Source organism: Asaia spathodeae NBRC 105894, assembly GCF_025994195.1.
Classification (GTDB): Bacteria; Pseudomonadota; Alphaproteobacteria; order Acetobacterales; family Acetobacteraceae; genus Asaia; species Asaia siamensis.
Genome location: NZ_BAPY01000002.1, coordinates 15,640 through 42,551 on the forward strand (window position 1 = coordinate 15,640; position 26,912 = coordinate 42,551).

Genomic DNA, 26,912 nt, shown 5'->3' on the forward strand with positions numbered 1-26,912 from the left:
CATGACACTGCGTATGTTCTTGCTCTGGTGGGGGCGTCAGCTTTTTTCCCTGATCCCGCAGCGCCTCAGGGAAACGCGTTTCATCCCTGCCCGACCTGTCCTGTCAGCTGTGCCACAGGAGAACCATCTCGCGCTCACCCTCTCCTTTCGCGACAAGACCATGGCTCTGGGCAGGCTGGGCCTTTCGGATACGGAAGATGACGAGACACGCTTACGCTGTCAGAACGCCCTGAAAAAAGCCTCACGACCGGCGCGGCTGATCATGATCCTTCCAGAGGCGCAGATCATGCAGCGCAGCGTGACCCTGCCTCTGGCTGCAGAAAACGATCTGAAAACCGTGCTGGGTTTCGAGATGGATCGCCTCACCCCGTTCCCTGCCGAAACGCTCTTCTGGAGCCATGCGGTGACGCATCGTGATCCCTCCCAGAAGACTGTCACACTCAGCCTTTCTCTGGCCAGACGCGCGCTTGTCGAACCGCTTCTGGCACCGCTTTCGACGCTTGGTCGGAGCTTGGACAGGCTCGAAAACGCCAGCGGCTCAAAACAGATCCTGCTCTCGCCCCAACGGGGAGGAGCGCGTCTGCGCCTCTCAGACCCGCGCCGTCTGGCATGGGCAGGCGGCACCTTTATGCTCGTTGTGCTGATAACCCTCGGTTTCTGGCAGCAATCGCTGCGTCTGAACCGCCTTGACGCCGAAATGGCCGCCTTACGCCCTGCCGCCCGACAGGCGAGCGCCCTGCGACGCCAGATCGAAGACCATCAGGCAGAAGCGAGGATCATGGATCAGGCGCGCAAACGCTGGGGGGATCCTCTCGTTATTCTGGCGGCACTGACCGATGCTCTTTCCGACCGCTCCTATCTCACCGATCTGAGCCTGCGACAGGGGCAGCTGCTGATCAGCGGGCAATCCTCGGAACCGACCGCCCTCATCCAGACCCTGAGCCGCACGCCGCTTTTCCACAATCCTGCCTTCATCGCGCCAGTGACACATCTCTCGGGGCAGAATGCCAGCCTGTTCTCGATCCGGACCGATATCGGCACACCGAAAAGCGGCAGGTCCGAGGGCGCCACTCCATGAAGGCATCGTCTTCGTCCCTTCCCGAAGGCCGCCGCGGGCAGATATTCGCCTGCGCGCTGCTGGTGATCGCTCTTTTTCTGGTCTGGAGCGTCGCGCTTGGCCCGGTCTTCGGGCTTTATGCGACACGCGCACACCGCATCGCAGTGGAAGAGGAAACACTCGAGCGCATGCGCCATCTGCAGGAGATCCTGCCCCATCTGCGCCTGACCGCAGCACGGCTTCCGCAAGAGGGGTCGCGCCTGATCGAGGGCAGCAGCGATGCCATTGCAGGCGCAAATCTGCAGGATCTGGTGCAGAAGATCGCCAGCACTCAGGGGGCGGATCTGGGCAGCAGCGAAACCCTCACTCCGGTCAGGGACGGGCATTATCGGCGCATCGGGCTGCATATCACACTGACCGCGCCCTATGCTGTGCTGGTGCATGTGCTGACGTCATTTGAAACCAGTACACCGGCCATGGTGAGCGATGCGCTGCATCTGCATGAAGCAGAAAGCGAAGGCGCCGCGCCCGACAGCATGAGCTGCGACATGAATGTCTTTGCCTATCGCCGCGTCACCGGAGCACAGAAAGGCAACGCCCCATGATGCGTTTCCCTGACCGCCTCTGGCTGCTTTTCCTTCTGGCGGGCCTCCAGACGACGCCGGGGCTCGCTGCGCCGCAAGCCCCTGTCGAGACACCTCTGACCCGGCAGGAGCAGATACTGGCCCGCCCGCTTTTCACCCCGACAAGACGGCCGCCGCCAAGCACTGCCATGATGGCCGGTACACCGCGTCTTTCGGCCATCATCGACGGCACCGGCCCGCAGCGTGCCATCTTCATGCTTCCGGGCCGCGATCGCGGAATCGTCGTGCCGGTGAACGGTGTCATCGGGGCGTGGCAGGTAACCGGCATTGAAAACGGCGCCGTGCGCATCAGGGACGGACATGGCGAGAGAGTACTCCGCCCCGACCGTGAGCGTGCCGAGCATGCCGCGCCAAACCCGCTTCCCTATGCCCCTTCATCGCAACCCGCCCCACGACCCGAGCCCGATTTCGCTCCGCCCGCCTCTTCTCTCGACAACGCTCCACCAGGTATGCCGCAATGATTTTCCAGCCTCGCGCTCTCTCCCGTTTTCGCTTTTCCCGCGCGCGCGCTGTCACCTTCGCATCAAGCACCGCGCTTTGTGCCGTAATGCTTGTGGGTCTGTCGGGCTGCGACAAGGGGCCGCCAAAGGTCAAGCCGCTCGGTGGCCCACTGCCTCTGTCAGGCCTGTCGCAGGATCTCTCTGAAGGACGTCTCACAAAGGGCACGACACCGGGACAGGCTCAGACCAGCCTCGGTCGGGCGGCACTCCCCAGCCTGCCGGTTGCGGGCAGCACCACGGGTATCGGCCAGATCTCGCTGAACTTTGCCGATACCGATATCCGCGACGCGGTCGCTCAGATCCTGAATGATATCCTGCACGTCAATTATGCCATCGATCCGGCTGTCAGAGGGCAGGTTACGCTGCGCACCAGCGAGCCTCTGACCAATGCGCAGATTCTACCCGCCCTGCAGGTTCTGCTGTCCCAGGTTCATGCCGTTCTGATTCATTCCGACGGGCTTTATCGCGTAGTGCCCAGCCAGTCGGCACCGGGCGCAGCACAAGGCGCGGTCGCGGGCATGGCAGACAGCCTCTCGATGGGTGGCGAGGTGATGGTGGCCCTGCGTTATGCCCAGGCCAGCAATCTGGCTCACGCCCTGCAGCCTTTCGTGCAGAACGGTGCGCGTGTCACCCCGGTCGAGAGCGGCAATGCGCTGCTCGTGAGCGGCGACCCTTCGGCACGCAACGCGCTGATCGAGGTGATCCGGGCTTTTGACGTCGACTGGCTGAGCGCACAATCCTACGCTTTGCTGCCTGTCGATTCCGGCAATGCCAAAGACATGGCAACGGCTCTGCAAAGCGCTCTGCACGGTACCAACAACTCCCTGTCGCAACTCGTGCAGGTTCTTCCGCTAAGTCGTGTCAACGCTGTTCTCGTGGTCTCGCGCACGCCACGCTACATAGAGGATGCCAAACGCCTCTTTGCGCTGATCGAACGTCACAGGCGCGCAACCGTCCGTAGCTGGCATATTTTCTATGTGCAGAATTCAAGCGTGAATGATGTCACCTACACGCTGCAGCAGGCTTTTACCCCCGAGAATGTCACGGCCCTGCCACCTGGCAGCACCAGCGGCACAGGCCAGAACACGCAGACGGGGTTCACAGGTGCCATGTCGAGTGCCATGGGTGGCGGTGCAGGCGGCGGCACAGGAGGGCTTGGGGGCGCGACGGGGCTCGCAGGCGGTCTGACGGGCAATCAGGGTACGACCGGCCTTGGAGGAAATGCCACGACAGGGCTCGGCCAGAATGCAGGCCAGAACACGCAGCAGGCGGCGCTGAACAACCCCCTTCTCGGAGGGCTGGACAGCAGCGGAAGCGGTGGTGAGAAAAACACCGATACGCTGCGTATTCTCTCGAACGCACAGCATAATGCCATTCTCGTCTTCGCTACCGATCAGGAGAGTGACGAGGTCGACCAGATGCTGCGGCGTATCGATGTCATGCCGCTTCAGGTGCGTATCGATGCGGTCGTGGCCGAGGTCCAGCTCAATGACGCGCTGCAATATGGCACGCAGTTCTTTTTCAAATCCGGCGGCATCAATGGTGTGCTGAGCAATAACAGCCAGAGCATCACGGCAGGCACGCTGGCAACGGCGGCTTTCAGCCATACCCTGCCCGGCTTCATCATCGGCGGGGCAAGTGGTGGTGGCGCGCCTTTTGCAATCGACGCGCTGCAGAATGTCACCACCGTGCATGTGCTGTCTTCACCGCAGCTCATGGTGCTCGACAACCGGGCAGCGCGCCTTCAGGTAGGTCAGCTCGTGCCGGTGCAGATCGGGTCGCAATCGAGCACGATCGGCACGTCCGTCTACAACCAGTTCACCTATCAGCCGACCGGGGTGATCATGGAAGTGACCCCCCATGTCAGCCAGAGCGGGCTGGTAACGCTCGATGTCTCGCAAGAGGTGAGTTCGGTCAGCGCCAATGCGGCAAGCAACAGCAGCAGTGCTGCAAACCCCACCTTCAATGATCGCTCGGTCAATTCACGCGTCGTGGTTCAAGACGGCCAGACAGTCGGGCTTGCCGGGCTGATCACCGAGAGTTCGAGCCGGGCCAATAGCGGCATTCCATGGCTCAAGAACATCCCCGTGCTCGGCTTTCTGGCGGGCACCCAGAACAACAGCCGTCAGCGCACAGAATTGCTGATCCTGATCACACCGCATGTCATCCATGACCAGCGCGAGGCTGTCGACCTGATGGAAGACCTGCGCGACACCCACCCCAATGCTGCCGACGTGCCCAATGAGCTGACGCCGATGCATGGCACGGGTAGTGCAGACCCGCAAAAGCGCATTCGCGAAAGCCTCAGGCTGGATCATTGAGCGCCAAACCAAAGAAGCACGAGGGCGGGTTTGCGCTGCTGATCACGCTCTGGACGCTGGCCGGGCTGTCTTTTCTCGTAGCCATGATTCTGGCCAGCGCAGGGTCAGAGCTGCGTGAAACGCGGCTTTTACGCCGCACGGCCCAGATGGACAGCCTTGCAGAGGGGGGCATCTGGACCGGTGTTTTTCACGAACTCGGCCCGGAGAAAAACCGCTGGAGCAGCGATGGTACCCCGCACACACTGATGCAGGATGGCATGAAGCTGACGATCAGGGTGCAGTCACAGGCAAGCCGCATCAACCCCAACATAGCGCCACGCCCATTGCTGGCTGCGCTTTTGCAACAAGGCGGTGCAACACCTCCGCAGGCCGACGCCCTTGCTGGCGATATCGTCGCATGGCGCAGCAGAAGTCAGAACAACGACCCGAATGAGCAGAAACGCTTTCTGGGCGCCGGCCTCTCCTATCGGCCCCCTCATGCGCCCTTCCAGTCTCTTCAGGAGCTTGCGCTCGTGCCCGGTATGACGGCGCCTCTGCTCGACCGTCTGCTGCCGCATCTCTCCCTGACCCAGACGGAAGATCTCCGTCTGCCCGTGACAGACCCAGTAACCCGCGCTGCCCTCGCCCGTTCGGGCATGGCCCCGCTGCCACCGCTCAAGCCGGGTCAGCCCCATGGCACAAGCGTCGATATCCTCGTCAGTGTGGAAGACGGTCAGGGAGGCGCGGTCGAACGCCGTGCCTCTTTTCTGCTAACCGGCGATAACGGACGTGACACTCCCGATATCCTGCGACTGGCACAGATGACCCGCTGACAACCGATGCTGACCTGCCCCGGACCGCCCTCGCGACAAGCGGGGCGGGAGAAAAAATCAGTAATCGAGATTTCTGATAAGCTTCATCCGCAGATAATAGACGCCTTTCGTGTCCGGGCTGGAGACGAGGATACCGTCAGTCAGCTTTATATCGCCCAGATGGCTGTTCCTGATGACCGCCATCGCCATGCCCTTGGGCGTCCAGCTGTTGTCGATGGAAAGACCACCAAACTCGAAGCGCCTGAAGCGGGAATAGGCAGCGCTATCGACATCCCGTATGTCGAAATCGACCGGTTGCCCATGAGGAACAGACTTCAGGGCCTGCGCGAGTTCGGCCATCTGTCTCTGCTGTGGCGCGATGATATAGTGCTCGATATTAAAATCTGCAGAAAAGACGATCAGAAAAACAACGAGTGGAAACGCATAACGGTAATTCGCACGGAAGATATGGAACAGGCCGTTGAAGAAAAGCACAACGAAAATCGTTTCCAGTCCGACCAGCGTCCTGTAGGGCGAAGACGTTTCAGCAACGATGAGATTTGGCGCATAGATTGCGAGGCAAAACGCAAATACCAGAATGATCTTGACCGGAAATCCGATTTTTCTCGGTGTGCACCAGATGCCATATAAAATCAGAAGGGCGCTCAAGACACCATAAAGCGTGGAGCGGTGTATATTGTAGTTCTGGATCGACTGCGCGACCGGATTATTTATGAACCACAATATCTTGTGGAAGACATGATGCTCCAACCCGTCTCTTCCTGTCGACCCGAAATAGGCTGTGTATATTTTCACATAAAGAAAATTGGTCGCCATGGCAGCGCCAAGAATGAGACCGTATCTGATGATTTCGCTGAGTTTTCTGGACGGCTCGAAAAACGCCAAGAAGAAAGCAAAAAAGACGAAAATCATCGCAGAGGGCTGATAGATGAAAAAACTCAGCGTCAGAAGTACATAGCCCAGACCCTCGTTTACTCTTCTATTTCTTCTATTTGTGCTGACAGCAAGAAAAGACAGGAATGCCAGACAAAGAGAAAGCGCAAACGGATAGGTCATCGCCCATGCTGCGTATATCTGCATCGCGGGAAGAAAAGCGATACCAGCTGCAATTGTCATGCGCTCATAGAGAGAATTGAACAGGTTGTTCTTTCTCAGATAGCTGTAGAACAGGACGGCATAGAGCGCGATGAAAATGACCGACAGCAAGCGGAACCAGGAAAATCCGGATACACTGCCGATCGTATAGGTCATCATCTGACGCAACGCGCCATATACCGGACGACCTGACATTGCCTCCCACTGTATGCCCCATCCCGGCGCCGTATAGTGATAATAAATCACCGAGAAATCATCAGAAAACCCGTATCTGGACAGAAATACGAGAGAAAGACCCAGCATGATAAACAGGGACAGGAAAATATTTTCCGCTATTCCCGATTTTTTCTCTTCAGTGAAAAATTTCATTGTAATTATTCTGCCCTGGATATCTCTGGTCACGCACACCGATTGTCTCAGCCCTATAGGATAGATCGGCGCCTGCCCCATAGGGGAAATTCGTGGGGTGAGTTGAGACATGATGAGACGACCTTCACCGTTGAGAAGACGAGAGGCAGATGATCGCCCCAGGGGAAAACGCACCCAGACGGCAATGTATCGTCAAACAAAGGCATCGCCTGTGCTAGCGCCGAAGCGCGACGACCGGTGACAGAATGCCGGGTTTCGCGGGGCTGACAGCGCGGTTCTTGCTCTTGTTCACTGAGCAGCGACTGATGGAACCCGCTATTTCCTTTCAAACGTTCAAGCAGATACGAGGCCTCTGGGCGTAAACCAGCAAGTGGTATGATCTGGCGAACAGAGAGCCTGATCCTTGCACAGCTCCTGCCCTCCGTCGGGAACAGGCGGAGTCTCTCTATTCGTTTTCCCGAAGCAGGCGCGAGGCAGTTGCGGCGGCAGCGGCACGACCGCTGAACCCGGCCTTGTTATAGAGCTGCTCGGTATGTTTATCGATCGTGCGCGAGCTGACCTTGAGGATATCGGCAATGTCGCGGCTCGATTTGCCACGGCTTATCCAAAGCAGTACTTCCGCCTCGCGGGCACTCAGCCCGAGCTCTTTCTGCAGAACAATTTCCGGCGCAGCAGGAACGGGGGCAATCTTGAGCAGCAGGATTTCCGGCCCTTCGCGCCCGACAAGCAGGATCTTGTGCGGCGTGTCTTCCACCACCCAATGGCCCAGCAACGTGCCGGGAGCCAGATCGTCCAGATCGGGTGTGGCCAGCTCATCGAAGAGATCCACCGGCATGAGCGCAAGACGCTCTGCAGCCTGAGGCGTGCTCCAGGCAATCTGCCGACGCTGCATGTCGAGCCCGAACAGATAGCGCCCGGCCCTGTCAAGCGCGGCATGAGCAGCCCGCACCTGCTGGCTCGCCGCCAGACGCACACGGATACGCGCAAGCACCTCGTCGAAATGAAAGGGTTTGGTCACATAATCCTGCGCGCCGACATCGAAAGCCCGAAGCACATGCTCGATTTCAGTCAGCCCGGTCATGAAAATCACCGGCACTGCCGCAAGCTCGGGCTCGGCTGCCATGCGGGCGCAGACTTCCCATCCATCCATGCCCGGCATCATGGCATCGACCAGCGCCAGATCGGGCCGTCGATGCGCCATGATGGCAAAGGCTGCAGCGCCTGACTGCGCCAGCAGAACCGTAAACCCCGCCTCGTCGAGCGCAGCATCCATCATGCCGAGCGCCGCCGGATCGTCATCGATCACCAATATGGTCGGGCGTTCGGTCGTCATGCGTCTTCTCCTGCAAGCATTGTTGCCAGCTCGGCCAGACGATAGCCCTGCGCGGCCTCACGCAAAGGCACCAGAGCCTCCATCAGAGCTGGCTCCGCCTGTTCCAGCTCGTCCAGCGCCGCACGGAAACTGCGCAGATCACCGCGTTCGAGATGATGACGCAGCCCCTCGCGCTCTTCACCGCTCAGGCGACGTTCTTCCGCCGATGGCGCCTCGTCGCGCAGAGGCGACAGATCTTCAGATGCCGGATCGGAGTCCGTGCTTTCTGAACGAAGCGTCCATTCCAGCCCGAGAACACGCCCCATAGCCTCGAAAAGCGCCACAAAATCGACCGGCTTGCCGAGCACGGGGCAGTCATCAAGCGATGGCACACGCTGGGCAGCCAGTTCCGCCATGTTCCCGGTAATGAAAATGATCGGCATGACACCCGCATGCGTCTCCCTGATCGACAGCGCCAGATCGCGCCCGTTCATGCCCGGCATCGAAAGGTCGAGCAGCAGCAGATCTGGCTGATAGAGCGACAGGCGATTGAGACATTCCAGCGCATTGGCCGCGCATTCGATCTCAAACCCGCGCGGCGTCAGCATGTCGGTCAGCATCTCCCTATGACGGGGGTTGTCATCGACAATCAGGATACGACGCGGCGGTCCCTTATACGCGACAGGGAGCTGCATCAGGCGCTGGGGAGCATTCTCCTCGCGGTCCGAAAGAAAGAGCCTTACCCTAAAGCGCGTGCCGTGGCTGGCCGGGTCCTGTGAAGAGGAAAAGGTGAGTTCACCCCCCAGCACTTCTGTCAGCAGCCGTGTGATGGTCAGGCCCAGACCAGTGCCCGGTATGGCGTCGCCCGCAGCGCGCTCGAAAGGCTCGAAGATACGCTCGTGATGCTCCGGCGCGATGCCCGGCCCGGTATCCTCGATCACGAATTCCGCAATCTGGCTGCGCCAGCTCACACTGAGCGTCACCCTGCCCGCATCGGTAAACTTGATGGCATTCGACAGCAGATTGAGCAGGATCTGACGCAGCCTGTGGGCATCGCCATTGACCATTTTTGGCAAAGTACCGGGTGCGAAAACGAAATCGAGCCCTTTTGCCGCAGCCTGCGGCCGGACCATCTGCGCAACGGATTCCAGAAACTGCGCAAAGGGAATACGATCGCGATAGATCTCGATACGCCCCGCCTCGATACGGGATATGTCGAGCAGCCCCGTCAGCAATGCCGTCATATGGTCGCCACTCTCTCGAATGGTACGCAGCGCATTGAGACGCTCGGCCGGTATGCGGGCATCGGTTTCGAGTATCTGCGCGTACCCCATGATGGTGTTGAGTGGTGCGCGTATCTCGTGGCTTATCCCGCTCAGAAACCGCGTCTTGGCATGGCTTGCGGCTTCGGCCTTCTCTCTTGCCTTGATCAGGGCCGCATCGGTGCGCTTATGGGCGGCTATCTCATTGAGCAGCAGACGCGTCTGGCGCTCGGTTTCCTCGCCTGCAACACGCTGGCTCTCCTGCGCCAGAAGGATCAGCATCGAGCCGATGGCCGAAGCCATGCAGAGCAGAAGATAGGGATGCTCCTGCGCGAAAGATGACAGAGCCAGCCCGCCCAGCACGGCAAAGACGAGGGCAAAGAGCAAGAGAAACCTGCCAACAGGATGCCGCAAACCTGCACCGATCGCCTTGGGCAGATAATCGAGCGGGCGCGCAATCTGCCGGGCCATCCGGGTGGAAGGCGGTTTGCAGCGGTCATGGCAGCGTGCATCGAGCGAGCAGCAGAGCGAGCAGATCATGCCTGCATAAGCCGGGCAGAAAGCCATGTCGGGGGCTTCATAGGAGCGCTCGCACAGCACACAATGAGCTTCACCCGCATGGGCGTGATGTTTCGAGGGGCGCCGGGCAAGATAGGTGCGGCTCCCTACAAGAACGGCGATGAGAGGGGCCACAAACAGCGCTACCCCAAGCGAGATGAACGGCGCGAAAGCATGGGCCGCCACGCCGAGACGCCCCCCAAGGGCCAGCAACCCCAGCAGCACGCCAGAGACTGTCGCCCCCAGCCCGACGGGGTTGAGATCGGGCAGCATGGCACGACGGAATTCGATCTGCTTTGGGCTGAGGCCAAGAGGCTTGCACACCACCAGATCGGCCACGATCGACCCCATCCAGGCGGTAGCCAGCACGGCATAGAAAACAAGTCCTGTCTCGATGGTGCTCACAATGCCCGCTTCGAGCAGGATCAGCGCAAGACCGATGGTGAAGAAGATGTAGAAAACCCGCCCCGGATGACTATGGGTGAGGCGCGAGAAGAAATTCGACCAGGCCAGAGAGCCCGCATAGGCATTGGTCAGATTGATCCGTGTCTGGGCGATCAGAATGAGCAGAAACGTGGCGAGCAGGGCGAAAAATGGCGACAGAAACGTGCCATAGGCCAGACGATAGAGCGCCTGCGGCTGGGCGGCCTCGCTCGCATCAAGCCCCAAACGCAACGCCGCACAGGCCAGAAACGACCCTGCCAGGATCTTGACCGCATCGAGCACGACCCAGCCAGGCCCGCCGATGAGAGCCGCCGCCCACCAGCCAAAACGGTTCTCCCGCGTGCGCTCGGGCAGAAAGCGCAGGAAATCGACCTGTTCCGCGCTCTGGCAGATCAGCACCATCATCACCGAGGCCGCGCTGCCGACAGAGAGCAGATTGAGCCCCGCCACCTTGGGGGGCCCTGAAAAATGCACCCAGCTGCCGAGCCATTCGGGATGCAGGAACAGGGCAGCGAGCAAGGGAACCGTATTGAGCAAAAGCCAAAGCGGTGCCGTGAGGATCTGGAAACGCGCGATGAAACGAAACCCGCCTGCCGCCAGCGGAATGACGATCAGAGCCGCTATGAGATTGGTCATCCAGGGCGGCAGGGAGTCGATATGCGCGAGCATGGCAGCCAGAATGGCTGTTTCGATCCCGAAAAAAATGAAGGTGAAGCTGGCATAGATCAGCGAGGTAAGCGTCGAGCCGATATAGCCAAACCCCGTCCCTCGGGTGAGGAGATCGATATCGAGCCCGCTGCGCGCAGCCGCAATCGTGATCGGCAGGCTGACCAGAAAAATGACCAGACAGACGAGCGCCACCGCCGCTGCGACATTCCCGAAACCAAAAGCCAGGGTCAGCGTCGCGCCGATCGCCTCGAGCGCCATGAACGAGATCGAGCCCAGCGCGGTCAGGGCCGCCCGCAGGGGTGACGCGGCCCGCGCGCTCTTGGCCGTAAAGCGCAGGGCATAATCCTCGGTCGATTGATCGGCGACCCAGCTATTATAGTCGCGCCGCATACGCACGATGCGCAGACGGCGCGCCTCCCCGCGCAGACGCGTATTGAGGGGCATCTTCATTCCATCGTCGAGTTAACAATATCCGCAGCATAGCGCACGATACGCAAGACTGCGTATAGGCCGCGGCACTTGTTTTGGGACCAAATCGGGCAGCATCCGAAAAGGAATCCCGAGCCATGACCCGTCTGCCGCCGCTTTCACGTCGCGCCTTCACCCGTTTCACCCTTGCTGCCTCGGCGGCAATGCTGGCTGGCACAGATCGTGCGCGGGCGGCCCCCCCGTCAGGCGAACCGATCCGCATCGGCATTCTGCATTCGCTCTCGGGCACACTCGCCATCAGCGAGGCGACACTCAAGGATGTCATGCTGATGCTGGTGGATATCCAGAACAGGAAAGGCGGTCTGCTGGGCCGCCCCATCGAGGCCGTGGTGGTCGATCCGGCCTCGAACTGGCCGCTTTTTGCCGAAAAGGCGCGACAGCTCCTGAGCGTTGACAAGGTCGCTTCGGTTTTCGGCTGCTGGACCAGCGTCTCGCGCAAATCGGTCCTGCCGGTTTTCGAAGAGCTGAACGGCATCCTGTTCTACCCCGTGCAGTATGAGGGGCAGGAATGCAGCCGCAATGTGTTCTATACGGGGGCAGCCCCCAACCAGCAGGCCATTCCCGCCGTCGATTATCTGATGAGCGAGGATGGCGGCGGTGCCAAGCGCTTTGCCCTCATCGGCACGGATTACGTCTATCCCCGCACGACCAACCAGATCCTGCAGGCCTATCTGAAGTCCAAGGGCGTCGCTGATGCCGACATCATGATCAATTACACGCCTTTCGGTCAGTCCGACTGGCAGACCATTGTGTCGCAGGTGAAAGCGTTCGGCTCGGCAGGCAAGAAGACTGCCGTGATCTCGACCATCAATGGCGATGCGAATGTGCCGTTCTATAAGGAACTCGGCGCCCAGGGCATCACGGCCACCGATATTCCGGTCATGGCCTTCAGTGTCGGCGAAGAAGAGCTGGCGGGTATGGATGCCAAACCGCTCGTGGGCCAGCTCGCAGCATGGAATTACTTCGAAAGCATCGACACGCCCGCAAACAAGAGCTTCATTGCCGACTGGCATAAATTCACGAAAAATCCCAAGCGCACCACCAATGACCCGATGGAGGCCCATTATATCGGCTTCAATCTCTGGGTTCAGGCCGTCGAGAAAGCCGGCACGACCGATCATGACAAGGTCATCGCCGCCATGGTGGGGCTGCGCCAGCCCAATCTCACCGGCGGCATTGCGCAGGTTCTGCCCAATCATCACATCACCAAGCCGGTCTATATCGGAGAGATCCAGGAAGACGGGCAGTTCAACGTTGTCTGGCAGACGCCGCATGAAGTGCCGGGCCAGGCTTGGTCACCCTATGTGCCTGAAACCGCGCATCTGACCGGAGACTGGTCCGCACCCGTCAATTGCGGAAATTACGACACCCAGAAGAAAGCCTGCCTCGGATCGCACCATGCGTAAGGCTTTCCTTGCTCTTGCCTTCTGCACGGCGCTGGCCTGTCAGCCTGCCCATGCACAGGAGGCCCCTGCCCGGCCCCCGGCTGCGCCATCCGTCGCAGCGCCCGTCCAGACACCGGCCGATGCCTATACAGACATGGCATCGACCCATTTCGACGCCATTATCCGTGGTGTCGAGAGGCTGGGACGCTCGGGCGAGGCGAGAGCCCTAGCGGCCCTTCAGGCTCTTGAGGCGCATAAGCTGCTCGCTGGCAATGATACGATTTATATCCGCACGGATACTGGTCTTGTGGACGCGCGCACGGGTCAGAACGCCCCTGCCGATCTGACCGGTCTGCACCCGGTAAGGCTCAATAATCGCGTCCGGCAGACCCTTGCCTCGGCGCGCGCCGAACTGCTCCTCGCCCAAGGGACACAGACCGAGCGACGCGATGCGCTGGCCCAGATCCAGGCCCATCCCGATGCCGCCATGCTGCCGGTTCTCGACAAGGCTCTGGCCGATCCCTCCAATAAAAGCCTGACCGGCAGCCTGAACGCCGCCCGTGCGGCCATTCTCCTCAGTCCCGGTGCCCCGCCCGTTGCGCTCTCCGAGCAGCTGGCGGCAGTGGCCGCCATCAAGGCGCAGGGAGGCCTGCCTGCCAAATCGCTGCTGTCTCGTGCCGCAACGCTCGTCCCCCTTGCCCCGCAGACACGCGAAGCCGCAGGCAAGGCCGTGGCGTCGATCGATTTCCATCTCAAGCTCTGGGGCTACGGGCAGGATCTGTTTTATGGCGTCAGTCTGAGTTCGGTCCTGCTGCTTTCCGCCATGGGGCTTGCCATTACCTTCGGGGTGATGGGGGTCATCAACATGGCTCATGGCGAGCTGATGATGGTTGGAGCCTATACGACATTCATGGTCGAGCGTCTGGTCGCCGCCTATATACCGGCGCTGGCGCCTTTCAGCCTGATCCTGGCCCTGCCTGTCGCTTTTGTCGTCAGTGGCGGGCTTGGCATTCTGATCGAACGCAGCGTGATCCGCTTCCTGTATGGGCGTCCGCTTGAAACGCTGCTTGCCAGCTGGGGTGTCTCTCTCATCCTGCAACAGGCCATACGCTCGGTGTTCGGCCCGACCAATGTGGCGGTCACCACGCCGGGGTGGTTGGGCGGATCGTTCGCGCTCGGCGGGCTTGAAATCACCACCGTGCGTCTTGCGATCTTCCTTTTCGCCATTGCCGTCATGGCCGCTCTGACACTCGTGCTCAAGCGCACGCCACTCGGGCTGCATATGCGTGCCGTCACCCAGAACCGCCGCATGGCCGCCCTCATGGGTATCCGTACCGCACGTGTCGACGCCCTGACCTTCGGGCTGGGGTCAGGCATTGCCGGGCTGGCCGGTGTGGCTGTCAGCCAGATCGATAATGTCAGCCCCAATCTGGGCCAGGGCTATATCATCGACAGTTTCCTCGTCGTCGTGTTCGGCGGGGTGGGCAATCTCTGGGGCAGTCTGGCGGCCGCTCTCGCTCTGGGTATTGGCGGCAAGGGTCTCGAACCACTTATCGGCGCCGTCTCGGGCAAGATCCTGCTGCTCGTTCTCGTCATCCTGTTTATCCAGCGTCATCCACGCGGCATGTTCCCGATGCGCGGTCGGGGGATCGAATCATGAGCACCGACTTCTCCTTTCGCAGCGCACGCTGGACGGCGCTTGCCGTCGTCGTGCTGGCGGTTGTTCTGGCCCTGGCCAGCCTCCTCCCCCAAAGCAGCGCGCTGAGTGTCTCGCCTTTCGTCGTGACGCTTTGCGGCAAATATCTCTCCTATGCGCTGCTCGCACTGGCGGTCGATCTCGTCTGGGGTTTTGCCGGTATTCTCACCCTTGGCCACGCCGCGTTCTTCGCTCTGGGCGCCTATGGCATGGGCATGTATCTGACGCGTGAAATCGGCGCACGAGGTGTGTATGGCAATCCCGACCTGCCCGATTTCATGGTCTTCCTCTCATGGCATCGCCTGCCCTGGTACTGGTGGGGGTCAGACCATTTCGCCATCGGCCTCGCCCTCATGCTGGGCGTTCCGGCCGTGCTCGCTGGCCTGTTCGGCTGGCTGGCTTTTCGCTCGCGCGTCTCTGGCGTCTATCTCTCGATCATCACCCAGGCGCTCACCTATGCGCTCATGCTCGCCTTCTTCCAGAACGGAATGGGCTTTGGCGGCAATAACGGTCTGACCGGCTTCAAGGATGTTCTGGGCTTTGACCTGACGGCTCCCGGCACACGCGCCACGCTTCTTGCGTTGACCGGCTTCATTCTCGGGGCGGTGCTGATGGGCGCGCGCTTCCTTATGGGCGGCCGCTATGGCAGGCTGCTGGTCGCCGTGCGTGACACGGAATCCCGGACGCGTTTCCTGGGCTACCGCCCTGAACAGATCAAGCTGCTGGTCTGGGTCGTTTCGGCCCTGATCGCAGCCCTTGGCGGCGCCCTTTATGTGCTGCAGATCGGCATCGTCAATCCGGGCGAGTTTGCCCCAGCCAATTCGATTGAAGCCGTCATCTGGGTGGCAGTCGGCGGGCGTGGCACACTGACCGGCGCCGTGATCGGTGCAGTTCTCGTCAATCTGGGCAAGACGCTCTTCACCGCCATCCTGCCCGAATTCTGGCTCTACGGGCTGGGGGCGCTGTTTCTGGCCACCACGCTTTTCCTGCCGCATGGGGTGATGGGGCTGCTGCGCCACGTGCCGCGCAAGCGCGAAGAAGAAGTCACGCCTGAAATCACCAACCCCGAAGGATCGAACGCATGACGACCGACGCTCTTCTCGATCTGCGGGATGTTTCCGTCAGCTTCGACGGATTCAGGGCCATTAACAATCTGTCGCTCCGCCTCGCCCCGGGTGAGATGCGCGCCATCATCGGCCCCAACGGGGCAGGCAAGACCACGATGATGGACATCATCACAGGCAAGACACGCCCCGATACGGGAACGGTCTCGTTTCGCGGGCATGATCTGACACGGCTGGATGAACCCGCCATTGCAGAGCTCGGCATAGGGCGGAAATTCCAGAAACCGACCGTTTTTGAGGCGCTGAGTGTCTGGGATAATCTCCTTCTGGCCCTCAAAGGTCTGCGTCGCCCGCACAAGCTGCTTTTTGCCCGGCTCTCCTCATCGGAGGTGCAGCGCATCGAAGCCCTGCTCGCCACCATTCGTCTGGCCCCGGAAAGCACACGGCCAGCAGGCGGGCTCAGCCATGGGCAGAAGCAGTGGCTCGAAATCGGCATGTTGCTGGCGCAGGAGCCTGATCTGCTTCTGGTCGATGAGCCCGTTGCCGGGATGACCGATGCAGAAACAGCCGCCACCGCAGATCTCCTGCGCGACATCAACCGCTCGCGCAGCGTGGTGGTGGTCGAACATGACATGGATTTCGTGCGCGCCCTGGATGTGACCGTAACCGTGCTTCATGAGGGCACGGTTCTGGCAGAAGGCGATCTCGACACGGTCAGCGCTGATCCGCGCGTGATCGAAGTCTATCTCGGGCGCTAAGGAGGCTGCCATGCTCACTGTTGACCAGATCGAGATGCATTACGGCGCGGCCATTGCCCTGCGCGGTGTCTCGCTAGAAGCCCGTCAGGGGTCCGTCACCTGCCTTCTGGGGCGTAATCGCGTGGGCAAGACCAGCACGCTACGCGCCGTGACCGGCATGCATGCCGTCTCGTCAGGGCGCATCACCTGGGAAGGGGAAGACATCACGAACCTGCCTGCCTATGAGCGGGCGCGTCGTGGCATCGCCACCGTGCCGCAGGGGCGCGATATCTTTCCGCTCATGACGGTACGCGAAAATCTCGAAACCGGGCTGGCGCTCCTGCCGCGCGGGCAAAGACGCCTCCCTGACGAGATTTTCGACCTGTTTCCGGTGCTCGCAAAAATGATGGCGCGCCGGGGGGGCGATCTCTCGGGTGGCCAGCAGCAGCAGCTCGCCATTGCGCGCGCGCTCGTCATCAGACCCCGCCTGCTGGTGCTGGACGAACCGACGGAGGGCATTCAGCCCAGCATCATCAAGGATATCGGTCGTGTCATCGACAGCCTGGGCCAGCGTGGTGACATGGCCATTCTTCTGGTCGAGCAGTATTTCGATTTCGCCTTCGAACTCGCCCAGCAGATCGTCGTGCTGGACCGTGGGCGTGTGGTCGTATCCGGAGCAGCCGAGACACTCGAGGCTGACGACGTGCGCCGCTACGTGGCGATCTGACCCCGCCTCTGCGTCCGCCCTTGTGCCCTACGCAGAAATGCGTAGTCCGGTTCCGGCCGTTTTTGTCTAACCATCAAGGGCGAAAACGCGGTTGCGAACCGACACGGACGAAAGGGCAGGATCGTGCATCTGGCGCCATATGAAGTCGATAAACTCACTCTTGTTTCAACAGGTCTTCTGGCCCAGCGCCGTCTGGCGCGCGGGCTCAGGCTGAACTACCCCGAAGCCGTGGCGCTCATTTCGACCGTTCTGCTCGAACTGATCCGCGACGGGCGCCATTCGGTGGCCGAGCTCATGACCATGGGCGGCACCATTCTCGGCAAGCGTGAGGTTCAGCCCGGCGTGGCCGATCTGGTGGCCCAGGTGCATATCGAGGGCACGTTCCCCGATGGCACCAAGCTCGTTGCCGTGCAGTCACCCATCACCCGCGCCGAAGGCGATCTCGCCCTGGCATTGTTCGGCAGCTTTCTGCCCCTGCCCGATGCCGCCCTGTTCGGCCCCGGCGGCGAGGATGTATCGGGCGCCATCGACGCCGATGAGGGCACACTGACGCTCAATGAGGGCCGTCCGACCCTCGAGATCGACGTGACCAATACCGATCTGCGCCCCATCCAGATTGGCAGCCATTTCCATTTCGTCGAAGCCAATCCGAGGCTGAAATTCGACCGCGAGGCGGCTTATGGCAAGCGTCTGGATGTTCCGGCTGGAGCGGCCATCCGCTTTGAACCCGGCGAAACCAAGACCGTCACCCTGATAGATATTGCCGGCAATCGCGTCATTCGCGGCGGCAATAACCTTGCCGATGGTCAGGTGGGTGCGGCCAATCGCCGCAACACGCTCGATCGCGTGGGTGCCCGCGCCTTCGCCAACAAAGACTGAAACAGGGGAGCATCATCATGGCTTATCAGATTACGCGCGCCGATTACGCCTCCCTGTTCGGTCCCACGACCGGCGACCGGATCCGCTTGGGCGATACCTGCCTCTATGCCGAAATCGAGAAGGATTTTATCAGCTACGGCGATGAATGCATGTTCGGCGCGGGCAAGGTGATCCGCGATGGCATGGGGCAGATGACCGGCGTCGATTCCAGCCGCGCCCTCGACTGCGTCATCACCAATGTGGTGGTCATCGACTATACCGGTATCGTGAAGGCCGATGTCGGCATCAAGAACGGCAAGATCGCCGGGATTGGCAAGGCCGGTAACCCCGACGTCATGACCGGGGTGGACCCCGATCTGATCATCGGCGTGAATACCGAGGTGATCTCGGGCGAAGGCAAGATCCTGACCGCTGGCGGCGTGGATACGCATTTCCATTACATCTGCCCCGAGCAGCCTTTCACGGCGGCATCGAGCGGTATCACCACGCTGGTAGGCGGCGGCACGGGTCCGGCAACCGGCTCGCTTGCCACGACCTGCACGCCAAACCCCGCCTATCTCAAGCTCATGATGCAGGCGACGGACGATATTCCAGTCAATCTGGTATTCACCGGGCGCGGCAACTCCTCCAAGCCTGACGGCATGAAAGAACAGATCCTGGCCGGTGCTGGCGGTCTGAAGCTGCATGAAGACTGGGGCACCACCCCTGCCGCCATCGATACCTGCCTCTCCATGGCCGATGATTACGATGTGCAGGTCACGATCCATACCGACACGATCAATGAGAGCTGCACGGTAGAGGATTCGATCAAGGCTTTCGCTGGCCGCACCATTCACACCTACCACGCCGAAGGCGCTGGCGGCGGTCATGCCCCTGACCTGATGCGTGTCTGCGGCGAGCCGAATATCCTGACCAGCTCGACCAGCCCGACCAACCCCTATACGGTCAACACCGTGGCCGAGCATCTCGACATGCTCATGGTCTGCCATCACCTCGACAAGCATATCCCCGAAGACGTGGCCTTTGCCGCAAGCCGCATCCGCCCCAACACCATCGCGGCCGAAGGGGTGATGCACGATATCGGCGCGATCTCGATGATGACGTCAGACAGTCAGGCCATGGGGCGCGCGGGCGAGGTCATCACGCGCACCTGGCAGATTGCCGACCAGATGAAGCGCCAGCGTGGCAAGCTGCCGGAAGATTCCGTTCGAAACGACAATTTCCGCATCAAGCGCTATGTCGCGAAATACACGATCAATGGCGCCATTGCTCACGGCATGGGGCATCTGATCGGCTCGATCGAAAAGGGCAAGATTGCCGATCTGGTGCTCTGGCAGCCTGCTTTCTTTGGCACACGGCCTGAGCTGGTTCTGAAGAGCGGCTTCATTGCCTTTGCCCAGATCGGTGACGCCAATGCCTCCATCCCGACGCCGCAGCCCGTGCTGATGCGCCCGATGTTTGCGGCCAAGGCACGCGGCACGGCAGGCACCTCGATCCTGTTCGTCAGCGAGGCCTCTATCACGGAGCAGGGCGTGCTGTCTTACGGGCTGGGCAAGCGCATCGAAGCCGTGCGCAAATGCCGCGGCATCGGCAAGGCAGACATGAAGCTGAACGATGCGACACCGAAGGTAACGGTCGACCCGAAAACCTATGAGGTACGCATCGACGGCGAAGCCATCGGCATCGAACCCGCAGAAACCCTGCCCCTGACCCGCAAATTCAACCTGTTCTGACGCAAAAAGAGGCTGGCCAGCAAGCCAGCCTCTTCGCTGCCTCGCCTCCGCCTGGGAGGCGAGACGTTGCCCTCATTCCATCGCGACTGCGGCCTTCTCGTTATCCCGCCTGCTCCTTGAGGGCACGGGCGTAAAGAGCGCCAAGAGCCGCTGAGTCGAGGCGGCCTTCTATGCTGTCGGCGCGGCTGGTGAGCAGGACAGGCACCTTGGCACCCAGCACGATACCGCCCGAACTGGCCTGCCCCAGAAAACTGAGCGCCTTGACCACGATATTGCCAGCTTCGAGATCCGGCACGACCAGTATCTGCGCTCTTCCGGCAACGGGCGAGGTCAGGTTCTTGATTTTCGCTGCTGTCGGATCGACCGCGCCATCCAGCGCCAGAGGGCCGTCAATCAACCCGCCGGTAATCTCGCCGCGTTCGGCCATCTTGCTCAGGCAGGCCGCGTCGAGCGTTCCCTGAATTTTCGGGTTGAGGGTTTCAACCGCCGAGAGAATGGCAACGAGTGGTGCGCCAAAGCCAAGCGCCTGGTGCAGATCGATGGCGTTCTGCACGATATGCTGCTTTGTCGTGAGATCGGGCGTGATGTTGATGGCGGCATCGGTGATGAAAACCGGCTCCGACCGCCCTGCCACCGCCATGACGAACACATGACTCATGCGACGCCCGGTGCGTAATCCGCTTTCCTGAGCCACCACACCATGCATGAGCGTGTCGGTATGAAGGCTGCCTTTGGCCAGACCATGCACCTCGCCACCATGCACAAGCTCGATACCCCGTTTGACAGCCAGGGCCGGCGTGGCGGCCTCGACAATGCGATGGCCTGCGAGCGAAAGCCCGGCCTCCTGCGCCGCAGCGCTGATAAGCGTCGAATCGCCCACCAGTACCGGCACCAGAATGCCACGCTCTGCAGCCTGGAGCGCGCCTGCCAGGGCATGCGCCTCGCAGGGCCAGATAATGGCATAAGGCACGGCACCAAGTGCGGCAGCGCGCGCAATCAGCCCGTTAAAAATGGTCCTGTTGGTAAACTGTGCCGCATCGGGTGCCACAGTGCTCATCGCTCGCTCTTTCCTGAAATGCGCTCGCCTGAAAACTCCCCTTTCCGCCCCTTTGCGGACGGGAGGGGAAAAAGCCCTCCTGGCGCGCCTTACTGCACGTCTTCCCAATGCGGGAGGAAACGCCTGCCATCGCGGGCCGCCATATCCTCATAGAGGCGATAGCGCTCCAGGGCTGACGCTTCGGCCTGATGCAACAAATGCTCTGCCTGCTCGGGATTGGTGCGCGAGAGCGTTTTGTAACGCAGTTCGCGATAGGCATAATCCTTGAACGGGATACGCGGGCGCGTTGAATCGAGCTGGAACGGGTTGAGGCCCTCCTTGCGCATGGCCGGATCGAAGCGGAAGAGCGGCCAGTAACCCGAAACCACCGCACGAGCCTGCTGCTTCATGCCATCGCGCATGTCGATGCCATGGGCAATGCACTGCGAATAGGCGATGATGAGCGATGGTCCGTCATGAGCCTCGGCTTCGCGCATGGCGATGAGTGCCTGTTCGGGGTCGGCACCAAGGGCGATCTGCGCCACGTACACATTGCCGTAAGACACGGCTTGCAGCCCCAGATCCTTGCGTGGCACGCGCTTGCCTGCCGCCGCGAATTTGGCCGAGGCCCCGAGTGGTGTCGCCTTGGAGGACTGACCACCCGTATTGGAATAGACTTCGGTATCCAGCACCAGAATATTGACGTTGCGGTCCTGCGCCAGAACATGGTCGAGACCGCCATAGCCGATATCATAGGCCCAGCCGTCACCGCCGATGATCCATACCGAGCGGCGCACGAGATGATCGGCAACCGAGAGCAGCATCTCGGCCTCGGGCTCCGTCGCGCCTGCCAGCGTCTTTTTCAGCGTGGAGACGCGCTCGCGCTGGATGGCGAAATCCCACTCGCTTTCCTGCGGCGCATCAAGCAGGGCCTGAACCAGATCGGGGCCGATACGCTCTTTCATCTGCTCGGCAAGGCTGCGTGCAAGCTCCGTCTGCTTGTCGATGGCAAGACGAAAGCCGAGACCGAATTCGGCATTATCCTCGAAAAGGGAATTCGACCACGCCACACCACGCCCTTCGGCATTGGCCTTCCAGGGATGGGCCGGTGTATTGCCCGCGAAAATGGCCGAGCACCCTGTCGCATTGGCAATTTGCAGACGGTCACCGAAAAGCTGCGAGACAAGTTTGAGATAGGGCGTTTCACCGCATCCGCCACAGGCCCCGCTGAACTCGAAGAGTGGCTCATAGAACTGCACACCCCTGATCGTGGTCGGGTTAACCTGGGTGCGATCCATCTCGGGCAGGCTCTCGAAAAACCCGATATTCTCGCGCTCGCGCTGCAACAGGGGCAGCTTGTCGGCCATGTTGATGGCACGTTCCTGCGTCTGCGGGTCTATGGCCGGGCAGTTTTCGACACAGACGCCACAGCCTGTGCAGTCTTCAACATAAAGCTGCAGGGTATAGCGGGAGTCGGGATAGCCCTTGGCATTGATCGGCGCCGATTTGAACTGGGCTGGCGCCGTTTCCAGACGCGCAGTGTCATAGGTCTTGGCACGAATGACGCTATGCGGGCAGACAATGCTGCACTGACCGCACTGGATGCAGCTTGCCGGTTCCCAGACTGGTACTTCGAGCGCGATATTACGCTTTTCATAGCGTGTCGTACCGCCAGGAAAGGTACCATCGACAGGCATCGCGCTGACGGGAATCAACTCGCCGCGCCCGGCCATGATTTCAGCCGTCACACGCTGCACGAAACCGGGTGCTTCGGGGGGCACGATGGCTGGCATTTCCCGGCTGCCTTCGGCACGTCCGGGCACCGTCACCTCATGCAACGCCGCAACCGCAGCATCGACCGCCTTGTGGTTCAGCTCGACGATCTTGCGCCCCTTGGCGCCATAGGATTTTTCGATAGAGGCCTTGATCGACGCCACCGCCTGTTCGGCAGGCAGGATTGCCGCCAGATGGAAGAAGCAGGTCTGGAGGATCGTATTGGTTCTCTGACCAAGACCGATGTCCTGCGCGACGCTGGAGGCATCGACGACATAAAAACGCAGCTGCTTGTCGATGATCTGATCCTGCACCTTGCGCGGCAGCTGGTCCCAGACCTCATCGGGCCCATAAGGGCTGTTCAGCAGGAAGATACCGCCCCTGTTTGCGGCACCGAGCAGATCACGCCGAAAAAGAAAGCCGAATTTGTGGCAGGCCACGAAATCGGCATGGCGGATCAGATAGGGCGCATTGATGGGGGCATTGCCAAAGCGCAGATGCGAGGCGGTTTCGGCACCGGATTTATGCGAGTCATAATCGAAATAGGCCTGGGCATAGCGCCCCTCTATCTCGCCAATGATCTCGACGCTGTTCTTGTTGGCGCCCACTGTCCCGTCAGCCCCAAGACCATAGAACAGGCAGCGTGTCGTGCCTTCGGGCTCGATGTCGAAAGCCTCGTCATAATCAAGGCTCAGATGCGTCACATCGTCAATCAGCCCGATGGTGAAACCGTTTTTCGGCTCGGGGCAGGCGAGTTCATCAAAAACAGCCTTGGCCATGCCGGGATGGAAGTCACGGGAAGACAGACCGTAACGCCCGCCAATCACGCGGGGCATATGAGGAAATCTTCCGGTCCCCACGGCATCTGCGATTACCGAGAGCACCTCGAGATGGAGGGGCTCCATCGGTGCGCCTGGCTCTTTCGTGCGGTCCAGAACCGCGATGCGCTCCACGCTGCGCGGCAGGGCGGCGAGAAAGGCCTCTGCGTCGAAAGGACGATAGAGCAGGATCTGCAAGGCGCCGATCTTCTCATCCGGGTTTTGCGCGTTGAGCCAGTTGGCCGTTTCACGCACCACCTCGGCACCGGAACCCATGGCGATGACGACGCGCCTTGCGTCTTTCGGCCCGTCGTAGCGAAACAGGCTGTAGTGACGGCCGGTCAGCGACGCAAACCGGTCCATCATTCCCTGCACGATTGCCGGTGTCTTCAGATAGAAGCTGTTTACCGCCTCGCGTGACTGGAAATAGGTGTCGGGGTTCTGCCACGTCCCCCGGATGAAAGGATTATCCGGGCTCAGTGCGCGAGCGCGATGGGCGCGCACCAGATCCTCATCGATCATCGCCCTGATCTGGTCGTCAGGCACAAGGGCGAGCGAATTATATTCGTGCGACGTGCGGAAGCCGTCAGTGAAATGAATGAAAGGCACACGCGAGGCCAGGGTCGCAGCCTGGGCGATGATCGCCAGATCATGCCCTTCCTGCACCGACGCTGCGCCAAGCTGGGCAAAACCGGTCTGGCGCACCGCCATCAGATCCTGATGATCGCCGAAAATCGACGATGCCCCGGCGGCAAGGGCGCGCGCCGCCACATGCACCACCGTCGAGGAAAGCTCGCCTGCAATCTTGTAGAGATTGGGGATCATGAGCAGCAGGCCCTGAGAGGCCGTGAATGTCGTGGTCAGGGCGCCGCTCTGCAATGCACCATGCACACAGCCTGCTGCGCCACCTTCGGCCTGCATTTCCTGCACGATGGGCACATTGCCCCACAGGTTTTTCACGCCCTCACAGGCCCAGCTATCGGCTGTCTCTGCCATGGGCGAAGAGGGGGTAATGGGATAGATCGCGCAGATCTCGTTCACGCGATACGCCACATGAACGACAGCAGCATTGCCATCGAGCGTGGTCATTCTGGCGCCCGAAGCGCCAGTTTCCGGAGCGGGCACGGCCTTGACGGTGCTTTCTGCAGTCTTGCGGCTCATTTTCATGCCCTCTTTTGTCGCGCTCATGCCCGCACCATGAATTTTGTCGGAGAAACCAGCTCGCCGATCCCGTCAGACGCTGTCGCGCTGCCTTCGGCTTCGGGCGTCATGGCAATGGCATGGCAGGGGCATTGCGCGGCACAATCGCCACATCCCGTGCACAGATCCGCCGAAACCGCATAGCCCCGCCCCTTGCCGAGGCGGGTGATCGCCTGTTCGGAACAGGCGGCGTAGCAATTATCGCATTCATAGCAATTGCCGCAGGAGAGGCAGCGCCCCGCCTCACGTCGTGCTTCGTGCTCGGCCAGACCGGCGATGATCTCTTCAAACCCAGACCGTCGGGCTGGAGGAAGCTCCACAGCCTCTTCACGCCCGGCCTCGAGCAAGGTGGGCATGTTCAGCATGTCGAATGTCACGATATCGCGCGGCTTTTTCTCGGGCAGAGCCTCGCCTTTAAGAAAGGCATCAATGGCACGTGCCGCATGTTTGCCATGCCCCGTTGCGGTGGTCATGGTGCGCGCTCCCGGCACACAGTCGCCGCCAGCGAAAATACCGGCGTGACCGGTCATGAAAGCGCGATCGACCTGCAGGACATCGCCCTTGCCGATGGCGATATCGGCAAATCCCGCGCAGAGAGAGAGATCGGCATGCTGACCAATGGCCAGAATGACCGAGTCAGCCGCAACAATTTCGGTGTCACCTGTCGGCGTGATGCTGCCATCAGCGCCAAGGGTGATCGTCTCGATCTCGACACCCTCGGGGCCGAAATGCCTGACCACACTGCAATAGCGAATGGTCACGCCCTCTTCCTGCGCCGCCTCGATCTCTTCGGACAGGGCGCTCATATGGTCGCGGTCGCGTCGATAGAACATGAACACATTCTGCGCGCCCAGACGTCTTGCCGTGCGGGCAGCATCCATCGCAACGTTGCCGCCCCCGATCACAGCCACCACCCGCCCAAGGTCGGGCCGGGCGCCCTCGCGCACCTGATGCAGCAGATCGATGGCCTCCATCACGCGGCGTTTTCCATCGACCGGCAGCGCCATGGTGAGCGCACGCGCCGCCCCTACCGCGATAAACGCTGCATCGAACCCCGATTGCTCCATCACACTGCGTATGTCTGTCACCGGCGCATTGCAGCGCAGCGAGACGCCCGGCATGGACAGAACGCGGTCAATCTCTGCATCAAGCACCGAAAGCGGCAGTCGATAGGCCGGAATCCCGTAGGCCAGCATCCCGCCAGCATGTGCGGAAGCCTCTCTTATCTCGACTTCATGACCAAGGCGGGAAAGGTGATAGGCACAGGCCAGACCTGCCGGGCCGGACCCCACCACGAGTATTTTCCTGCCCGAAGCAGGGGCAGTCTCGACCACCCAGCCCGCCTCCATTGCGCGATCGCCCAGAAAACGCTCAACCTCATGAATGGCCACCGGGGCATCCATATCCGCGCGATTACAGCCGCCTTCACAGGGATGATAACAGGCACGACCGTGAATGGCTGGCAGGGCATTTTCCTGTGTCAGCAGACGCCAGGCCGCCTCGTATTCGCCCTTTTCAGCCAGAGACAGCCAGCCCTGGATGTTCTCCCCCGCGGGACAGGCATGATTGCAGGGCGGCAGATAGGCAACATAGTCGGGACGCCGTGAGCGCAGGCTACCCACTCCGACACGCGTTCTTACATGGAGAGCCCTGTTGAGTTCACGCAGCTTCAGCGGCATCGGAAAGATCCATTCCCTCTTTCAATCCCGACTCAAGTTGATAACAATTATCAACCGAATCTGGACTTTGCGGCCATAAGAAAGGTCGCATTCCTGATAACCCCATAGTGGGCGCCCAGCATTTTCGGATCATTGATGCAAATCAACATTGTTATGTTTATCAGCAGGGCTGAGTAAATATTATCTTCCCGTACCAATTATTTCAAAAATATTTGAGATGATGAACTTTTCTAATAGTAATGTCTATTATTATATTTTTCATTTGCAAACAATAAGATATAATTATGGCAAGTAACAAAAAATACTTTCCACAGACAATTATATCCCTATAAGTATTCTATCGGAACCTATGATTTTTTATGGAAATTTTTCACATCCCCTCAACTGGCTGTTTTTTTACCTAACATTGCCCCGATGTCAGCCAGAAGAAGTTTATAGCCGCATATGATCTGGCCTCCCACGAGGGCCCCGGTCGTATGATATCTCACACAGGCAGGACGCATTATCCGCTCTGCGTCACTAAACAAAATCAGTCAGGCTGCACCATGGCCTTTGGCACCCGCGCAGCACAGCTCTACATACCGGCTTCGCTGACCATGGGAGGGTGGTCATACTTCCCGAAAAGGGTTGTAGAAATTTCCATATTTCAAGCC

At 60.4% G+C, this 26,912-nt stretch carries 18 protein-coding genes; 12 read left to right on the forward strand and 6 right to left on the reverse strand.

The annotated features are described in order from the left end of the window. Position 1 precedes the first annotated feature (1 nt). From AA105894_RS01740 to AA105894_RS01760, 5 genes are read left to right on the forward strand one after another with little or no spacing between them, the layout of a single operon-like run. Positions 2 to 1,078 (forward strand): PilN domain-containing protein, encoded by a 1,077-nt coding sequence (locus AA105894_RS01740; RefSeq protein WP_267310220.1) that lies wholly within the window; start codon positions 2 to 4, stop codon positions 1,076 to 1,078. Next, entirely contained in the window at positions 1,075 to 1,662 is a 588-nt protein-coding gene (gene gspM / locus AA105894_RS01745) for a type II secretion system protein GspM (RefSeq protein WP_267310221.1), read from the forward strand. The genes AA105894_RS01740 and gspM overlap by 4 nt, the downstream gene beginning before the upstream one ends. Continuing rightward, a complete protein-coding gene (locus AA105894_RS01750; protein ID WP_267310222.1) occupies positions 1,659 to 2,162 on the forward strand; it encodes a hypothetical protein in 504 nt (167 codons plus the stop codon). Before gspM ends, AA105894_RS01750 begins: the two co-directional genes overlap by 4 nt. Continuing rightward, entirely contained in the window at positions 2,159 to 4,522 is a 2,364-nt protein-coding gene (gene gspD, locus AA105894_RS01755; protein WP_267310223.1) for a type II secretion system secretin GspD, read from the forward strand. The genes AA105894_RS01750 and gspD overlap by 4 nt, the downstream gene beginning before the upstream one ends. After that, entirely contained in the window at positions 4,519 to 5,334 is an 816-nt protein-coding gene (locus AA105894_RS01760; RefSeq protein ID WP_267310224.1) for a type II secretion system minor pseudopilin, read from the forward strand. Before gspD ends, AA105894_RS01760 begins: the two co-directional genes overlap by 4 nt. 57 nt (positions 5,335 to 5,391) lie before the next feature. On the opposite strand, the gene AA105894_RS01765 is transcribed toward AA105894_RS01760, so the two are convergent. The 3 genes from AA105894_RS01765 to AA105894_RS01775 form a co-directional block, all read right to left on the reverse strand. Continuing rightward, positions 5,392 to 6,798 (reverse strand): glucosyltransferase domain-containing protein, encoded by a 1,407-nt coding sequence (locus tag AA105894_RS01765; protein ID WP_267310225.1) that lies wholly within the window; start codon positions 6,796 to 6,798, stop codon positions 5,392 to 5,394. 445 nt (positions 6,799 to 7,243) lie between these two features. Then, complete coding sequence (locus AA105894_RS01770; protein WP_188426801.1) at positions 7,244 to 8,131, reverse strand: response regulator transcription factor; 888 nt, start codon at positions 8,129 to 8,131, stop codon at positions 7,244 to 7,246. Further along, complete coding sequence (locus AA105894_RS01775) at positions 8,128 to 11,487, reverse strand: hybrid sensor histidine kinase/response regulator (RefSeq protein ID WP_267310226.1); 3,360 nt, start codon at positions 11,485 to 11,487, stop codon at positions 8,128 to 8,130. The genes AA105894_RS01770 and AA105894_RS01775 overlap by 4 nt, the downstream gene beginning before the upstream one ends. 122 nt (positions 11,488 to 11,609) lie before the next feature. Between AA105894_RS01775 and urtA the strand changes: the two genes are divergently transcribed. The 7 genes from urtA to ureC all read left to right on the forward strand — a co-directional run bounded on the left by urtA (position 11,610) and on the right by ureC (position 19,753). Next, positions 11,610 to 12,938, forward strand: a complete 1,329-nt coding sequence (gene urtA, locus AA105894_RS01780; protein ID WP_267310227.1) for an urea ABC transporter substrate-binding protein — start codon at positions 11,610 to 11,612, stop codon at positions 12,936 to 12,938. Further along, positions 12,931 to 14,577 (forward strand): urea ABC transporter permease subunit UrtB, encoded by a 1,647-nt coding sequence (urtB, locus tag AA105894_RS01785; RefSeq protein ID WP_267310228.1) that lies wholly within the window; start codon positions 12,931 to 12,933, stop codon positions 14,575 to 14,577. The genes urtA and urtB overlap by 8 nt, the downstream gene beginning before the upstream one ends. Continuing rightward, entirely contained in the window at positions 14,574 to 15,698 is a 1,125-nt protein-coding gene (gene urtC / locus AA105894_RS01790; protein WP_267310229.1) for an urea ABC transporter permease subunit UrtC, read from the forward strand. The genes urtB and urtC overlap by 4 nt, the downstream gene beginning before the upstream one ends. Then, entirely contained in the window at positions 15,695 to 16,435 is a 741-nt protein-coding gene (gene urtD / locus AA105894_RS01795; RefSeq protein WP_188426797.1) for an urea ABC transporter ATP-binding protein UrtD, read from the forward strand. The genes urtC and urtD overlap by 4 nt, the downstream gene beginning before the upstream one ends. A gap of 10 nt (positions 16,436 to 16,445) precedes the next feature. Beyond that, positions 16,446 to 17,141 carry an urea ABC transporter ATP-binding subunit UrtE gene (gene urtE / locus AA105894_RS01800; protein ID WP_267310230.1) on the forward strand — a complete coding sequence of 232 codons (696 nt, stop codon included), beginning with the start codon at positions 16,446 to 16,448 and terminating at the stop codon, positions 17,139 to 17,141. Between the two features lie 123 nt (positions 17,142 to 17,264). Further along, positions 17,265 to 18,020 (forward strand): urease subunit beta, encoded by a 756-nt coding sequence (ureB, locus tag AA105894_RS01805; RefSeq protein WP_267310231.1) that lies wholly within the window; start codon positions 17,265 to 17,267, stop codon positions 18,018 to 18,020. Between the two features lie 17 nt (positions 18,021 to 18,037). Further along, positions 18,038 to 19,753: an urease subunit alpha gene (gene ureC, locus AA105894_RS01810; RefSeq protein WP_267310232.1), complete on the forward strand. Its 1,716-nt coding sequence runs from the start codon at positions 18,038 to 18,040 to the stop codon at positions 19,751 to 19,753. Positions 19,754 to 19,853: 100 nt separating this feature from the next. Here ureC and AA105894_RS01815 read toward each other — a convergent pair whose 3' ends face one another. The 3 genes from AA105894_RS01815 to AA105894_RS01825 all read right to left on the reverse strand — a co-directional run bounded on the left by AA105894_RS01815 (position 19,854) and on the right by AA105894_RS01825 (position 26,259). Beyond that, the gene (locus AA105894_RS01815) at positions 19,854 to 20,810 is read right to left on the reverse strand and encodes a bifunctional enoyl-CoA hydratase/phosphate acetyltransferase (RefSeq protein ID WP_267310233.1); all 957 of its coding nucleotides are present in this window, start codon (positions 20,808 to 20,810) and stop codon (positions 19,854 to 19,856) included. 89 nt (positions 20,811 to 20,899) lie between these two features. After that, the gene (gene nifJ / locus AA105894_RS01820; RefSeq protein WP_306414304.1) at positions 20,900 to 24,469 is read right to left on the reverse strand and encodes a pyruvate:ferredoxin (flavodoxin) oxidoreductase; all 3,570 of its coding nucleotides are present in this window, start codon (positions 24,467 to 24,469) and stop codon (positions 20,900 to 20,902) included. Between the two features lie 95 nt (positions 24,470 to 24,564). After that, positions 24,565 to 26,259 (reverse strand): NAD(P)-binding protein, encoded by a 1,695-nt coding sequence (locus AA105894_RS01825; protein WP_267310235.1) that lies wholly within the window; start codon positions 26,257 to 26,259, stop codon positions 24,565 to 24,567. Positions 26,260 to 26,912 lie beyond the last annotated feature (653 nt).